Raw genomic sequence first — 13,844 nt, forward strand, 5'->3', positions numbered from 1 at the left:
CGAGACGCAAGCAACGCAAGGAGAATGCCGTGACCATTGCCGTCGGAGACAAGCTGCCAGCCGCAACCTTCAAGGAAAAGACCGCCGACGGTCCCGTCGAGGTCACCACCGATCAGCTCTTTGCCGGCAAGCGCGTCGTGCTCTTCGCCGTCCCGGGCGCCTTCACGCCCACCTGCTCGCTTAACCACCTGCCCGGCTATCTCGAAAACCGCGACGCGATCCTTGCCCGCGGCGTCGACGACATCGCCGTCGTCTCGGTCAACGACCTGCATGTGATGGGCGCTTGGGCAACCACCTCGGGCGGCATGGGCAAGATCCACTTCCTCTCAGACTGGAACGCCGCCTTCACCAAGGCGCTCGGCATGGATATCGACCTGTCGGCCGGCACGCTCGGTGTGCGCTCCAAGCGCTATTCGATGCTCGTCGAGGACGGCGTGGTAAAGTCGCTCAATCTTGAGGAAAGCCCCGGCCAGGCGACCGTTTCGGGCGCTGCCGCGATGCTCGAGCAGCTCTGAGCAGAAAAGAAGCAAGTGCGCATGGAAACGGGCCTCAACGGCCCGTTTTTCATTTCACCAGAAGCGAGCCCAAACCACGTTTCTTCTTGTAGGGTTCCATGCCCTTGCGCGCGAGTTCGTCGGCGCGCTCGTTCTCCGGATGACCGGCATGGCCCTTGACCCAGTGCCAAGTCACCTTGTGCCGCCGGTTGGCCTCGTCCAGCCGCTGCCAGAGCTCGCCGTTCTTCACCGGCTTCTTGTCTGCGGTCTTCCAGCCGTTCTTCTTCCAGCCGTGGATCCACTTGGAGATGCCGTCCATCACATACTTGCTGTCGGTGTAGAGATCGACCTCGCAGGCGCTCTTCAGCGCGTCGAGCGCCGAGATCGCCGCCAGCAGCTCCATGCGGTTGTTGGTGGTTTCGGCCTCACCGCCGGAGAGTTCCTTTTCCACCTCGCCATAGCGCAGCACAGCACCCCAGCCGCCCGGTCCGGGATTGCCCGAACAGGCGCCGTCGGTGAAGATGTCGATATGTTTCATGCCTGGCCTCCGTCGCGGCGCAGGCCGTATTCGGCACTGGACGCAATCGCGCGGTGGAAGCGGATCTTCGTCAGATATTCGAGCGGATCCTTCTTGACCACGAGCGCGCCAGCGGGCGTCATCAGCCAGTCGTAGAGCCGCGTCAGAAAGAAGCGCAGCGCCGAACCGCGGCAAAGCAGCGGCAGAGCGTCGATCTCGGCCGGTGTCAGCTTGCGCACGCTCTCGTAGCCCGAAAGCATCGCCATGCCCTTGGTGATGTTATAGGAGCCGTTCTTCTCGAAGCACCAGGAATTGAGGCAGACGGCGACGTCATAGGCGAGATAGTCGTTGCAGGCGAAATAGAAGTCGATGAGCCCGGAAAGCTGGTCGCCGAGGAAGAAGACGTTGTCCGGGAAGAGGTCGGCGTGGATGACGCCTTCCGGCAGCGATTTCGGCCACTGGCGCTCCAGATGTTCGAGCTCGGCCGAGATCTCGTCCTTGAGACCGGCCTGAACCTCGTCGGCGCGCGCTTCGGAATTGACCCAGAGCGGCCGCCAGCCGCCGACGGAGAGCGCATTGGTGCGCTTCAGCGCGAAACCCTCGCCGGCGACATGCATGGCCGCCAGCGCCTTGCCCACTTCGTGGCAGTGCCTGGCTTCGGGCTTTCTCAGCCACATGCCTTCAAGGAAGGAGATGACGGCGGCAGGACGACCCGAGAGCTCGCCGAGCAGCTCGCCGTCGGAACGTGGTAGCGGCAGCGGGCAGGACAGACCACGCTCGGCCAGATGATGCATGAGGCCCAGGAAGAACGGCAGGTCGCCGGCATTCACGCGCTTTTCGTAGAGCGTGAGGATGTAGGAGCCCTTGGTCGTGTGCAGCAGGAAATTGGAGTTCTCGACGCCCTCGGCGATCCCCTTGTAGGAGGTCAGCTGGCCGACGTCATAGGCGGTGAGAAAACGGGCGAGATCGTCTTCCGTGATATCGGTGTAAACGGCCAAGGGTGTCCACTCTCAAGAAAATGCGGGCAGGAAATGCGGCTTATTCGCCGTTGACGAAGGCCATGTCGGCAGCCGTCAGCGGCACGTGGCGGATCTCGCGGTTGACGAGGAAGTTCTCGTTTTCCTCGACCGTATCGGCGAGTTCCACGGAAGCTTCGTAGCGTTCGCGAAACGCCTCGATGATCTCGTTGACGATCACTTCCGGCGCAGACGCACCGGCCGACAGGCCCACCGTAGAGATATCGCCGATTTCATCCCAGTCGATTTCCGACGCCCGCTGGACCAACACGGATTTTTTCGCGCCGGCTCTCAGCGCCACTTCTACGAGGCGCTTGGAATTGGACGAGTTGGGCGCACCGACGACGAGGAACAGGTCGCAGCCGGGGGCTGCCTGCTTCACCGCTTCCTGGCGGTTGGTGGTGGCGTAGCAGATCGAATCGGCGGCGGGCGCCGTGAGGTTCGGAAAACGCTCGTGCAGCCGCTTGATGACGCCGGCGGTGTCGTCGACCGACAGCGTCGTCTGGGTGACGAAACCGAGGTTGTCCGGGTCCGGCGGCTGGTAGACGTCGGCATCCTCGACGGTCTCGACCAGCGATACCGTTCCTTCCGGCAATTGGCCCATGGTGCCGATCACTTCGGGATGGCCAGCATGACCGATCAGGACGACGTGGCGACCGAGGCGATTGTGGCGCATGGCCTGCTTGTGGACCTTGGAGACCAGTGGACAGGTGGCGTCGAGATAGAACAGGTTGCGGGCATCCGCGTCGGCGGGCACCGACTTCGGCACACCGTGCGCCGAAAAGACGACCGGCTGCTTGCGGTGTTCCGGCGGGATCTCGTCGAGCTCTTCAACGAAGATCGCACCCTTGGCTTCGAGACCTTCGACGACGTATCGATTGTGGACGATCTCATGGCGGACATAGACCGGCGCGCCGAATTCCTTCAGCGCCAAGACGACGATCTGGATCGCGCGGTCGACGCCGGCGCAGAAGCCGCGCGGGCCGCAAAGGCGGATGGTGATCGGGGATTTTTCTGCCGCTGATGATGCCATGGATCAGGATGCCATTAGGAGGAAAACGAGCGCTGCGATCGCCGGGCCGCCCTGGATGAGGAGGATACGCGGCTTGACCGACCACGCGCCATATATAGCGGCAACGACCACGCACACAAGGAAGAACACCTTCAGCTGGATGGCAAAGGCGGCTTCCGCCTGGACCAACGACCAGAACAGGCCGGCGGCAAGAAAACCGTTGTAGAGCCCCTGGTTGGCCGCGAGCACCCGTGTCGTCTCGGCCTGCTCGGCCGTCATGCGGAACACGGCCCTTCCCTTCGGCCCGGTCCAAAGGAACATTTCCAGCACCAGGAAACCGATATGCAGCAAGCCGGTCAAAGCAATCAGTGTGTTCGCGATGATCGTCATCGTTCCCCCCGCTGCCGTTCGTCATGCACGGTTAGCATGACGGTAAACCCGCGGCTATCGCCCGCGCCGCATTGCATAGATCCCGCTGACCAGCACCAGAGCCGCTGCCAGCCCATACCACGTCAGCGCATATTGCAGGTGGTTGTTGGGCAGGTCGAACTGGGTCACACCGCCAATCGGCAGGCCGCCCGGATTGGGCGTTGCATCGGCATCGACGAACAGCGGCACGACCTTGTCGGCGGGAAGGCCGACCGAAGACGCCATCGTGTCGAGGTCCTTCCAGTAGAAGATGTTCTTGGCGAGGTCGTTGTCCGGAACGAGCGACGACGGCTTGCCGTCAAGCTTCGGCCTTGCAAGACCATGAATGCCGACGAAGGCGGGAAGCTCGCCGGCAAGCCGGGTCGAGGAATCCTTCTGCTCGAAAGGCACGAAACCGCGATTGACGAAGAGAAAGCGGCCGTCGTCCAACCGTAGCGGCGTGAAGACGTAATAGCCGGTGCGGCCATTGAAAGTCGCGAAGAAATGCCGCTCCTTGCTATGGTCGAACCCGCCAGTAACCGTGACGGTGCGGTAGTCGATGTCGCCGCCATCGGCGAGGATCTTCTCGATCTCGGCAAGTGTCGCCGGTGGTGCAGACCTGCGCTCGGCCATGGCCGAAAGCAGGCCTTCCTTCCAGTGCAGCCGCTGCATCTGCCAGGTGCCGAGCGAGACGAGAATGGCAAATGTCGCGACGAGCAGCAGCAACGTGCCGATGCGACCGATCAGGCCGCTCTTTTTCCTGGTCGCGATCTCAGCCACGGTCGATCTCGCCCGGACGCGCATTGTTGCGGAATTGCAGGTTGATCAGGATGCCCTTGAGCATCCGCGTCAGGCCGAGGCTGAAGATCACCGCAAGCGGGATCCACAGGATGAAGTGTAGCCAGAGCGGTGGGTTGAAGTTGACCTCAGCCCAAAGCGCCGCGCCGACGACAATGAAGCCGACGATCAGGATCACGAACACGACAGGGCCGTCGCCGGCATCGGCGAACTTGTAGTCGAGATCACAGCTCGCGCAGGACGGCTTGACCTTCAGAAACCCATCGAAAAGCTTGCCCTGGCCGCAGCGCGGGCAAAGCCCCTTGATCCCGGTCATCACCGGATCAACCGGCGGGAAATGTGCCTTGTCTTCACTCACGGCTTGATCTCGATTGGCGTGTTGTTGGGCACCATGGCCCAGATTTCTTCCATTTCGGCATTGGTAACGGCAATGCAGCCATTCGTCCAATCGAAGCGCTGCGTCAAAAAGGCCAGCCAGCCGAAATAATTGGGCTGGCCATGGATCATGATCATGCCGCCGGGATCGACGCCGCTTGCGGCGGCGGCAGAGACATCGGCCGGCGCCGGATAGGAGACGTGAATGGACTTGTAGTAGCCGCTGCCGGGATTGCGCCAGTCGAGCGAATAGAGCCCTTCCGGCGTCTTCTGGTCCCCCTCCTGGCGCTTGTGGCCAATGGAGTTGCCGCCGAGCGCAACCGTGTATTCACGGATCACCTGGTCCCCTTGGAAGAGCTGCAACAGCCGCCGTTCCTTGTGCACGACCACTCTGTCTGCGCTATCGGCGGCCACGACGGGAAAACAGCCGGATACCACAAGCGCCGCCGCCGCCAATCCCAACCTCATTTCCGTCACCCCTCGAGCCGTCCTGTGGGCACACCACCAAAAGAACAAGGCGGCTGCATGACTGCAACCGCCTTGTCGAAACGAGCGTAGGCTCTATTCGCTTACATGTGAGCGACAGGCGCGCCCCAACCACCCCAGATGTAGATGGAGAAGAAGAGGAACAGCCATACGACGTCAACGAAGTGCCAGTACCAGGCGGCCGCCTCGAAACCGAAGTGCTGCTTCGGGGTGAAATCGCCACGCAGCGCACGGATCAGGCAGACGAGCAGGAAGATCGTGCCGACCAGGACGTGGAAGCCGTGGAAGCCGGTCGCCATGAAGAAGGTCGCGCCGTAGATCGAGTCCTTGAAGGCGAACGGAGCGTGAGCATATTCGTAAGCCTGGACGTAGGAGAACAGCACGCCGAGCGCGACCGTCAGCGCCAGACCGTTGACCAGGCCCTTGCGGTCGTTGTGCAGCAGCGCGTGGTGCGCCCAGGTCACCGTCGTGCCGGAAAGAAGCAGGATGACGGTGTTGTAGAGCGGCAGGTGCCAGGGATCGAGAACCTCAATGCCCTTCGGCGGCCAGACGCCGCCGGTGAAGGCGGTGCGGGTTGCCTGGATGGCTTCGCCCGGGAACAGGCTGGCATCGAAATAAGCCCAGAACCAGGCGACGAAGAACATCACTTCCGAAGCGATGAACATGATCATGCCGTAGCGCAGGTGCAGGGCAACGACGCGGGTGTGGTGACCCTCATGCGCTTCCTTCACGGTGTCCGACCACCAGCCGTACATGGTGTAGAGAACGATGATGAGGCCTGCGAGCAGGATCCAGACGTTTGCGAACTCGAGGCCGAAGATCTTCAGCGAGCTGCCCGACAGATAGCGCATGTAGCAGATGCCGCCGAACGCCATGACGAAGGCGCCGATCGAGGCAAGCAGCGGCCAGGGGCTTGGGTCAATGATGTGGTAGTCGTGATTCTTCTGATGCGCACCGGCCATGTCAGTAATCCCCGAAATGTCTCTCTCTCGTCGCCCTTCCGGCATAGCCGAAAAGGACCTCCATTCAAAGTTTGTTCTCTTCCGTCTTCACCTGCGCGACCGGCTTAGACGGTTCGCGCGGATAAAAGGTGTAGGAAAGCGTCAACGTCTTGATGTCCTTGGTCTCCACCGCCTTGACCATGTCCGGATCGACGAAGAATACCACTGGCATCTCCATCTCCTCTCCCGGCTGCAAGGTCGTCTCGGTGAAGCAGAAGCACTGTACCTTGTTGAAGTAGGCGCCCGCCTGCATCGGCGTGACGTTGAAGGTCGCCTGACCCGTCGTCGGCTTCGACGACAGGTTCTTCGCCTTGTACATCACCTGCACCGTTTCACCGATGCGGATGTCGATGTCGCGCTGGACCGGCTTGAACTCCCAGGGCAGGCCGCCCGAGGTGTTCGCGTCGAAGGTGACCTTCACCTTCTCGTCCAGGATGACGTCGGACGCCTGCTCGACGCGCTGCGTCGTGCCGTTGTAGCCGGTGACGCGGCAGAACATGTCGTAAAGCGGCACGGCCGCATAGGCCATGCCGACCATGCCGCCAACGAAGGCCAGGCAAGTGCCCACGACGACGCGGTTGGAGCGCTGCGAGCTTGTGGTCTGCGGTGAAATCGTCATGCCATCCCGCCTCAGTTGACCATGCCGTTGCCGAACTTGATCAGCGTCACGATGTAGAACAGGACGACGAGGCCGAAGAGGACGAAGCCGAGCGCGATGTTGCGGCCGCGGCGCGATTTCTTCTGGGCATCAGTGAGCTTGACGGTTTCCATCAGGCAATACTCCCGGCATTCAGCCAGATATTGACGATCAGGTGGTCCGCCATCAGGGCGGAGAAGATCACGAAAAGATACATGATCGAGAAGGCAAAGAGTTTCTTGGCCGGCAGCATGCGCTCGTCCGTTTCCGGCATGCGCAAGACGCCGATCGAGTACCACACGAAGCCGAGGCCGAGAGCCGCTGCGACTGCGCCGTAACCGATGCTCGCAAAACCGAGCAAGGTGGGACAGATGCCGATCAGTGCGGTCAGCACGGCGTAGATGACGATCTGCTTCTTGGTGGTCGCCTGGCCGCAGACATTCGGCATCATCGGCACGCCGACGGCGCCGTAGTCGCCCATCTTGAAGAGCGCGAGCGCCCAGAAGTGCGCCGGGGTCCATAGGAAGGTGATGAGGAAGAGAACGATGCTTTCGACCGACACGGCGCCGGTCACGCAGGCCCAGCCGATCATCGGCGGGAAAGCGCCGGCAGCACCGCCGATGACGATGTTCTGCGGCGTCGAACGCTTCAGCCACATCGTGTAGATGACCACGTAGAAGAAAATGGTGAAGGCGAGCAACCCGGCTGCGAGCCAATTGACGGCGAGCCCGAGGATCATCACAGAAAAGGCAGACAGCGTCAGACCGAAAGCCAGCGCTTCCTGCGGCAGGATCTTGCCGGCCGGGATCGGGCGCTTGGCGGTACGGGTCATCACCGCGTCGATGTCGGCGTCATACCACATGTTCAGCGCGCCCGAGGCGCCAGCGCCGACTGCGATGCACAGGATGGCGATGAAACCGATGAAAGGATTGATATGTCCTGGTGCGAGCACCAGCCCGGCGAACGCCGTGAAGACGACCAGGGACATGACACGCGGCTTCAGAAGCTCGAAGTAATCGCGCGCAGAGGCTTCGGACAGGCGCGGTACGCCTTCCATGCCGACTGCTTCGTGATTGTCGATGACCGTCATGTCTTGTCCCTGCAAAAGTCCCGGCCGCAAGGGCCGTGTGTCGCCGGTTTCCCGGCGGGGTGAAGCCGCCGGAAACGGCGGCTTCTGTTCGTTGCCCGTCACTTGATGCGCGGGAGCTGTTCCCACTGGTGGAACGGCGGCGGCGAAGACAGCTGCCATTCCAGAGTGTTCGCACCCTCGCCCCACGGATTGTCGCCAGCGACGCGCTTCTTTGCGAAGGCTTCGAAGACGCCAAAGAGGAAGATCAGGACGCCGACGGCTGCGACGTAGGAGCCGTAGGACGAAACCATGTTCCAGCCGGCATAGGCATCCGGATAGTCGATGTAACGGCGCGGCATGCCTGCGAGGCCGAGGAAGTGCTGCGGGAAGAAGATCAGGTTCACGCCGATGAACATGACCCAGAAGTGCAGCTTGCCGACGAACTCGGAGTACATGTAGCCGGTCATCTTCGGGAACCAGTAGTACCAGGCCGCGAAGATTGCGAAGACGGCGCCGAGCGACAGAACGTAGTGGAAGTGAGCAACCACGTAGTAGGTGTCGTGCAGCGAGCGGTCGAGGCCGGCGTTGGCGAGCTGAACGCCCGTGACGCCACCGACGGTGAACAGGAAGATGAAGCCGATCGCCCAGACCATCGGGGTCGTGAAGCGGATCGAACCACCCCACATCGTCGCGATCCACGAGAAGATCTTAACGCCGGTCGGGACAGCGATGACCATCGTCGCGAAGACGAAGTAGCGCTGCGTGTCGAGCGACATGCCGACGGTGTACATGTGGTGAGCCCACACGATGAAGCCGACGGCGCCGATCGCGACCATAGCGTAGGCCATGCCGAGGTAACCGAAGATCGGCTTGCGCGAGAAGGTGGAAACGATGTGGCTGACGATGCCGAAGCCCGGCAGGATCAGGATGTACACTTCCGGGTGACCGAAGAACCAGAACAGGTGCTGGAACAGGATCGGGTCGCCGCCGCCTTCAGGCGCGAAGAAGGCCGTGCCGAAGTTGCGGTCGGTGAGCAGCATGGTGATGCCGCCTGCCAGAACCGGCAGCGAGAGCAGAAGCAGGAACGCGGTGATCAGAACCGACCAGGCAAAAAGCGGCATCTTGTGCAGCGTCATGCCCGGAGCGCGCATGTTCAGGATCGTGGTGATGAAGTTGATCGCACCGAGGATCGAGGACGCGCCGGCAATGTGCAGGCCGAGGATGACGAAGTCCATCGCCGGTCCTGGCATGCCCGATGTCGAGAATGGCGGATAGATCGTCCACCCTCCCCCTGCGCCATAGGCACCGGCCGGACCTTCGACGAACATCGAAAGCAGCACGAGCAGGAAGGCCGGAATGATCAGCCAGAAGGAAATGTTGTTCATGCGCGGGAATGCCATGTCCGGCGCACCGATCATGATCGGAACCATCCAGTTGGCGAAGCCGCCGATCAGCGCCGGCATGACCATGAAGAAGATCATGATGAGCGCGTGCGCGGTCGTGAACACGTTGAACATGTGCTTGCCGCCGTCGATGGCAGCATCGCCCTCGAAGCCGTAAACCATCTGCGCCAGACCGTGGAAGATCTGGATGCCCGGCTCCTGGAGCTCGGCACGCATGAAGATGGACAGCGTGCCGCCGATGATGCCCGCGAAGATCGCGAAGATCAGGTAGAGCGTGCCGATGTCCTTGTGGTTGGTCGACAGGAACCAGCGCTGGAAGAAGCTCAAAGGCTTGTGCGCATGGTCTGCGTGGCCATGATCGGAGTGATCATGGCGTTGGTCTTGATGAACGGCTGTTCCAGCCATGGGTCGAGCTCCCCTTCCGATTACTGTGCGGCGTTAGCGGCGACGTCGACGGTCTTGGCCGAGTCGATGGACGCCATGAGCGCCTTGTTCGCATCGCCAACATTCGTTGCGGCGGCTGCGAGCCAGGTGTCGTATTTTTCCTGCGAAACCACGCGGATGGCGATCGGCATGTAAGCGTGGTCCTTACCGCAGAGCTCGGAACACTGGCCGTAGTAGAGACCTTCGCGCTCGGCCTTGAACCAGGTTTCGTTCAGGCGGCCGGGAACGGCGTCGATCTTCACGCCAAAGGCAGGCATTGCAAATGCATGGATCACGTCAGCAGCGGTGACGAGAACGCGAACCGTCTTGCCGACCGGCACGACGACTTCGTTGTCGACGGCGAGCAGGCGCGGATATTCTTTCTTGTCTTCCTTGCCGAGCGTCGCGCGGTCCTCTTCCTTCATCATGATGCTGTCGAAGGTGAGCGGGCTTTCGCCGACTTCATACTCGTAGGACCAGTACCACTGGTTGCCGGTCGCCTTGAGCGTCAGGTCCGGATTGGCCGGCGGCGTCAGCTGCGCGGTCAGGAGCTGGAAGGACGGGATCGCGAGGAAGAGAAGGATGACGACCGGACCGACGGTCCAGACGACTTCGATCGCGGTGTTGTGGCTGGTCTTGGACGGAACCGGGTTCGCGCTTTCGCGGAACTTGATCACAACGATGATCAAAAGGAGGAGAACGAAAAGTGTAATCGGAATGATGAACCACAGGGTATAATGTTCAAACCACGTGATTTCTTCCATGATGCCCGTAGCGGCCGACTGAAAGTTCGTCTGCCATTCGACAGGCTTGTCAGCAAAGGCGCTCGAAGCAAAAAGCAGACAGGCAAGCGCTGCCAGAACTGCATAAGCCTTGTTTTTCACAATGTGTCTCCCCAATGCGCTTGATCAGGATCAAACCGGAACGCAGAATCCCTGCGATACTGCTGCGCTTCAAACCACAGTTTGTCCGATGCCGCAACATCTGACCAATCAACCCCATGCGGCATTTTTGCACAAACGTTGCTTTTCACACAGGCACCCCTCGAAACCCGTGGCGAAACCACCTATAGGGGCTGTTCTGCGCGCTTGGCGATCCGATTGCACAGCGCTTTGACGGCGGCGCGCCGGATAGGGCGCCGAACCCGCCCAATTTCCGCCATATGGCGCTGGAATGTGCCCCGCAGGGCTTTTCATTTATTCCTGCGCACTTCAAGAATAGCCCTGATGATTCGACGTTTTGAGGTTTACATGGGCCTGCCCCTCTTTTCCCGACTGTCGGCCTTCGCCGCCTTCGGCCTTGCCGTTCTCGCTCTCCCGGCTCAGAGCCTGGCCCAGCAGCCCGCCGGAACACCCGGCACGGTCAAGTCCAACCATGGCGCGTGGTCGATCGTCTGCGATCAGCCGCCGGGCGCTTCCGCTGACCAGTGCGCGCTGATGCAAAACGTCATCGCCGAAGACCGGCCGGAAGTCGGCCTTTCGGTGGTCGTTCTGAAGACGGCGGATCGCAAGGCCAAGATCCTGCGCGTGCTCGCTCCGCTCGGCGTGCTTCTGCCGAACGGCCTCGGCCTCAACGTCGACGGCAAGGATATCGGCCGCGCCTATTTCGTGCGCTGCTTCTCCGACGGCTGCTACGCGGAAGTGGTGCTCGAGGACGAACTCCTGAAGACCTTCCGCTCCGGCGCAACCGCGACCTTCATCGTCTTCCAGTCACCCGAAGAAGGCATCGGCATTCCCGTCGACCTCAAGGGTTTCGGCGAAGGCTACGACGCGCTGCCCTGATCGGCGACATATTCAAAGACAAACAAAAAAGCCGCGCTTCGAGCGCGGCTTTTTTTGTTGGCGAGCATAAAAGACAAAGCCCGGATGGATGATCCGGGCTTGATACATCGCGGAGGCGACGCGTCTTTAGATGATATCAGTCCCGACGATGTTGATACCGAAGCCCTCGAGGCCGACATAGTGGCGTTCGCGCGAGGCGAGTAGCCTGATGGAACTGATGCCGAGATCCTTCAGGATCTGCGCGCCGAGGCCGATTTCCAGCCACTCGTTTTCACGGGCCTGCGCCTCGTCGTGGGCCTCGCGGTCGTGCTTGCCTTTGCGCGCCGTCTGCGACACGCCAACGCCAACCGAGCCTTCGCGCAGATACACGATGACCCCCCTGCCCTCGTCGGCAATGCGCTTCATGATGCGGTCGATCTGGCAGTCCTTGCCGAAGACGTCAGCACCGACATTTTCAAGGTGCAGGCGCACCGGGATATCGACGCCGTCACGGATGTCGCCGAAGACGACGGCGAGATGCTGCATCGGGTCCCAGGGCAGGGAATAGGAATGCCCCTTGGCCGGGCCATAGGGCGTTTCGATATCGAAGGAACCGCCCTGCTCGATCAGCGTCTCCTTGCGCTGGCGGTAGGCAATGAGGTCGGCGACCGACACCTGCTTCAGGGCGTGGGTCTCGGCAAAGCTTGCGACCTGCGGGCCACGCATCACGGTACCGTCGTCATTGACCAGTTCGCAGATGACGCCGATCGGCGGCAGACTTGCGAGCTTGCAAAGGTCGACTGCTGCTTCCGTGTGGCCGGAGCGCATGAGCACGCCGCCTTCGCGCGCGACCAGCGGGAAGATGTGACCGGGGCGAACGAAGTCGGTTGGCCCGACATTGGGATTGGCAAGGTTGCGAACCGTCAGCGTGCGGTCGTCGGCCGAAATGCCGGTCGTCGTGCCGTGCTTGAAATCCACCGAGACGGTGAAGGCCGTCGTATGGGCGGAATCGTTTTCCGCCACCATGGCGTTGAGGTTCAGGCGCTTGGCCTCATCGCGCGGCATCGGCGTGCAGACGATGCCGGAGGTGTGGCGGACGATAAAAGCCATCTTTTCCGGCGTGCAATGCACCGCCGCGACAATCAGATCGCCCTCGTTCTCGCGGCCGTCGTCATCGGTGACGACGACGATTTCGCCGGCCTCGAAAGCGCGGATGGCATCGACGACACGCTTCTGATCATAGGACATGGTGTTCTTCCCGAATTTGTCTGGGCCGGCTGAAGCCGAATTACTTGAGGCGGCCGGTCTGGCCGCGGTCACGCAGGTAGTGATCCGCGATCGTGCAGGCAAGCATCGCCTCGCCGATCGGCACGGCACGGATGCCGACGCACGGATCGTGGCGCCCCTTGGTGCGCACGTCGACCTCGTTGCCGTCGCTGTCGACCGAGCGCCGTTCGGTGAGGATCGACGAGGTCGGCTTGATGGCGAAACGCGCGACTACGGGCTCGCCGGTGGCGATGCCACCGAGAATACCGCCAGCATGGTTCGACAGGAAGACCGGCTTGCCATCGGCACCGATGCGCATCTCGTCGGCATTCTCTTCGCCGGTGATTTCGGCCGCACCGAAGCCGTTGCCGATCTCGACGCCCTTGACGGCGTTGATCGACATCAGGTTCGAGGCAATGTCCTGGTCGAGCTTGGCATAGATGGGCGCACCAATGCCGGCGGGCACGCCCTCAGCCACCACTTCGACAACGGCACCGATCGAGGATCCCGACTTGCGGATGCCATCGAGATACTCTTCCCAGACCGGCACGATCTCCGGATCCGGCGCGAAGAAGGGGTTGTTGTCGACCTCGGCCCAGTCCCAGTTGGCGCGGTTGATCTTGTGCTTGCCGATCTGCACGAGTGCGCCGCGCACGACGAGCCCCGGCACGACCTTGCGAGCGATACCACCGGCAGCCACACGTGCCGCCGTTTCGCGCGCCGACGAACGCCCGCCGCCGCGATAGTCGCGGATGCCGTATTTCAGATCGTAGGTGTAATCGGCGTGGCCGGGACGGTAGCGCTTGGCGATCTCGGAATAGTCCTTCGAGCGCTGGTCGGTGTTTTCGATCAGCATCGAGATCGGCGTTCCGGTCGAGATCATCGTCTCGCCGTCTTCGTCGAACATGACGCCCGAGAGCACCTTGACCAGATCGTCCTCGCGGCGCTGCGTCACGAAACGCGACTGGCCGGGTTTGCGCTTGTCGAGCCAGACCTGGAGCTCGGCGAGGGTGAAACGGATGCCGGGCGGGCAGCCGTCGATGACGCAGCCGAGCGCCGGCCCGTGGCTTTCGCCCCAGGTGGTTACGCGGAAGAGATGACCGAAAGTGTTATGCGACATGAAGGCAACCGACCCTAAGCAAGCAACGGCCGTACGTTTGTACGCGGATGCCCTCTCTT

General features: G+C 61.7%; 17 protein-coding genes. 2 read left to right on the top strand and 15 right to left on the bottom strand.

What is annotated here, in order from left to right:
- The first annotated feature begins 29 nt into the window (after positions 1 to 29).
- Complete coding sequence (locus OKW20_RS02510) at positions 30 to 515, top strand: peroxiredoxin (RefSeq protein WP_034801256.1); 486 nt, start codon at positions 30 to 32, stop codon at positions 513 to 515.
- A 49-nt stretch (positions 516 to 564) separates the two neighbouring features.
- Here OKW20_RS02510 and rnhA read toward each other — a convergent pair whose 3' ends face one another.
- The 13 genes from rnhA to coxB form a co-directional block, all read right to left on the bottom strand.
- Positions 565 to 1,032: a ribonuclease HI gene (gene rnhA / locus OKW20_RS02515; RefSeq protein WP_043619877.1), complete on the bottom strand. Its 468-nt coding sequence runs from the start codon at positions 1,030 to 1,032 to the stop codon at positions 565 to 567.
- Complete coding sequence (locus OKW20_RS02520) at positions 1,029 to 2,009, bottom strand: homoserine kinase (protein ID WP_429169990.1); 981 nt, start codon at positions 2,007 to 2,009, stop codon at positions 1,029 to 1,031. Before OKW20_RS02520 ends, rnhA begins: the two co-directional genes overlap by 4 nt.
- A 40-nt stretch (positions 2,010 to 2,049) precedes the next feature.
- Complete coding sequence (gene ispH, locus OKW20_RS02525) at positions 2,050 to 3,060, bottom strand: 4-hydroxy-3-methylbut-2-enyl diphosphate reductase (RefSeq protein WP_043619873.1); 1,011 nt, start codon at positions 3,058 to 3,060, stop codon at positions 2,050 to 2,052.
- 3 nt (positions 3,061 to 3,063) lie between these two features.
- Entirely contained in the window at positions 3,064 to 3,429 is a 366-nt protein-coding gene (locus OKW20_RS02530) for a DUF1304 domain-containing protein (protein WP_043619925.1), read from the bottom strand.
- A 54-nt stretch (positions 3,430 to 3,483) separates the two neighbouring features.
- On the bottom strand, positions 3,484 to 4,251 hold the full coding sequence (locus OKW20_RS02535) for an SURF1 family protein (protein ID WP_429169993.1): 768 nt from the start codon (positions 4,249 to 4,251) through the stop codon (positions 3,484 to 3,486).
- Complete coding sequence (locus OKW20_RS02540) at positions 4,220 to 4,603, bottom strand: DUF983 domain-containing protein (protein WP_043619869.1); 384 nt, start codon at positions 4,601 to 4,603, stop codon at positions 4,220 to 4,222. Before OKW20_RS02540 ends, OKW20_RS02535 begins: the two co-directional genes overlap by 32 nt.
- Positions 4,600 to 5,088: a L,D-transpeptidase family protein gene (locus tag OKW20_RS02545; protein WP_429169995.1), complete on the bottom strand. Its 489-nt coding sequence runs from the start codon at positions 5,086 to 5,088 to the stop codon at positions 4,600 to 4,602. Before OKW20_RS02545 ends, OKW20_RS02540 begins: the two co-directional genes overlap by 4 nt.
- Positions 5,089 to 5,189: 101 nt before the next feature.
- Positions 5,190 to 6,068 carry a cytochrome c oxidase subunit 3 gene (locus tag OKW20_RS02550; RefSeq protein WP_043619866.1) on the bottom strand — a complete coding sequence of 293 codons (879 nt, stop codon included), beginning with the start codon at positions 6,066 to 6,068 and terminating at the stop codon, positions 5,190 to 5,192.
- Between the two features lie 64 nt (positions 6,069 to 6,132).
- Positions 6,133 to 6,726 carry a cytochrome c oxidase assembly protein gene (locus tag OKW20_RS02555; protein WP_429169997.1) on the bottom strand — a complete coding sequence of 198 codons (594 nt, stop codon included), beginning with the start codon at positions 6,724 to 6,726 and terminating at the stop codon, positions 6,133 to 6,135.
- 11 nt (positions 6,727 to 6,737) lie between these two features.
- Positions 6,738 to 6,878, bottom strand: a complete 141-nt coding sequence (locus OKW20_RS02560; RefSeq protein WP_043619862.1) for a hypothetical protein — start codon at positions 6,876 to 6,878, stop codon at positions 6,738 to 6,740.
- Positions 6,878 to 7,834 carry a heme o synthase gene (locus OKW20_RS02565; RefSeq protein ID WP_043619860.1) on the bottom strand — a complete coding sequence of 319 codons (957 nt, stop codon included), beginning with the start codon at positions 7,832 to 7,834 and terminating at the stop codon, positions 6,878 to 6,880. Before OKW20_RS02565 ends, OKW20_RS02560 begins: the two co-directional genes overlap by 1 nt.
- Before the next feature lie 98 nt (positions 7,835 to 7,932).
- Positions 7,933 to 9,621: a cytochrome c oxidase subunit I gene (gene ctaD, locus OKW20_RS02570; RefSeq protein WP_043619858.1), complete on the bottom strand. Its 1,689-nt coding sequence runs from the start codon at positions 9,619 to 9,621 to the stop codon at positions 7,933 to 7,935.
- 20 nt (positions 9,622 to 9,641) lie between these two features.
- On the bottom strand, positions 9,642 to 10,523 hold the full coding sequence (gene coxB / locus OKW20_RS02575) for a cytochrome c oxidase subunit II (protein ID WP_043619856.1): 882 nt from the start codon (positions 10,521 to 10,523) through the stop codon (positions 9,642 to 9,644).
- Positions 10,524 to 10,889: 366 nt separating this feature from the next.
- Here coxB and OKW20_RS02580 point away from each other — a divergent pair, with 366 nt between their 5' ends.
- Positions 10,890 to 11,420: an invasion associated locus B family protein gene (locus tag OKW20_RS02580; protein ID WP_034801218.1), complete on the top strand. Its 531-nt coding sequence runs from the start codon at positions 10,890 to 10,892 to the stop codon at positions 11,418 to 11,420.
- A gap of 126 nt (positions 11,421 to 11,546) precedes the next feature.
- Here the strand turns inward: OKW20_RS02580 and ribB are convergent, their stop codons facing one another.
- Positions 11,547 to 12,647 (bottom strand): 3,4-dihydroxy-2-butanone-4-phosphate synthase, encoded by a 1,101-nt coding sequence (gene ribB / locus OKW20_RS02585; protein ID WP_429170000.1) that lies wholly within the window; start codon positions 12,645 to 12,647, stop codon positions 11,547 to 11,549.
- A gap of 40 nt (positions 12,648 to 12,687) precedes the next feature.
- Positions 12,688 to 13,785 carry a chorismate synthase gene (gene aroC, locus OKW20_RS02590; protein WP_429170002.1) on the bottom strand — a complete coding sequence of 366 codons (1,098 nt, stop codon included), beginning with the start codon at positions 13,783 to 13,785 and terminating at the stop codon, positions 12,688 to 12,690.
- Positions 13,786 to 13,844: the final 59 nt, after the last annotated feature.

This window comes from Ensifer sp. LBL (assembly GCF_050435225.1).
Taxonomy (GTDB): Bacteria; Pseudomonadota; Alphaproteobacteria; order Rhizobiales; family Rhizobiaceae; genus Ensifer.

What these genes read in the sequence shown, in the direction of transcription:
- rnhA (WP_043619877.1), bottom strand. Translation starts at nt 1,032, where the DNA reads ATGAAACATATCGACATCTTCACCGACGGCGCCTGTTCGGGCAATCCC.
- ispH (WP_043619873.1), bottom strand. Translation starts at nt 3,060, where the DNA reads ATGGCATCATCAGCGGCAGAAAAATCCCCGATCACCATCCGCCTTTGC.
- OKW20_RS02530 (WP_043619925.1), bottom strand. Translation starts at nt 3,429, where the DNA reads ATGACGATCATCGCGAACACACTGATTGCTTTGACCGGCTTGCTGCAT.
- OKW20_RS02535 (WP_429169993.1), bottom strand. Translation starts at nt 4,251, where the DNA reads ATGCGCGTCCGGGCGAGATCGACCGTGGCTGAGATCGCGACCAGGAAA.
- OKW20_RS02545 (WP_429169995.1), bottom strand. Translation starts at nt 5,088, where the DNA reads ATGAGGTTGGGATTGGCGGCGGCGGCGCTTGTGGTATCCGGCTGTTTT.
- OKW20_RS02550 (WP_043619866.1), bottom strand. Translation starts at nt 6,068, where the DNA reads ATGGCCGGTGCGCATCAGAAGAATCACGACTACCACATCATTGACCCA.
- OKW20_RS02555 (WP_429169997.1), bottom strand. Translation starts at nt 6,726, where the DNA reads ATGACGATTTCACCGCAGACCACAAGCTCGCAGCGCTCCAACCGCGTC.
- OKW20_RS02560 (WP_043619862.1), bottom strand. Translation starts at nt 6,878, where the DNA reads ATGGAAACCGTCAAGCTCACTGATGCCCAGAAGAAATCGCGCCGCGGC.
- OKW20_RS02565 (WP_043619860.1), bottom strand. Translation starts at nt 7,834, where the DNA reads ATGACGGTCATCGACAATCACGAAGCAGTCGGCATGGAAGGCGTACCG.
- ctaD (WP_043619858.1), bottom strand. Translation starts at nt 9,621, where the DNA reads ATGGCTGGAACAGCCGTTCATCAAGACCAACGCCATGATCACTCCGAT.
- OKW20_RS02580 (WP_034801218.1), top strand. Translation starts at nt 10,890, where the DNA reads ATGGGCCTGCCCCTCTTTTCCCGACTGTCGGCCTTCGCCGCCTTCGGC.
- ribB (WP_429170000.1), bottom strand. Translation starts at nt 12,647, where the DNA reads ATGTCCTATGATCAGAAGCGTGTCGTCGATGCCATCCGCGCTTTCGAG.
- aroC (WP_429170002.1), bottom strand. Translation starts at nt 13,785, where the DNA reads ATGTCGCATAACACTTTCGGTCATCTCTTCCGCGTAACCACCTGGGGC.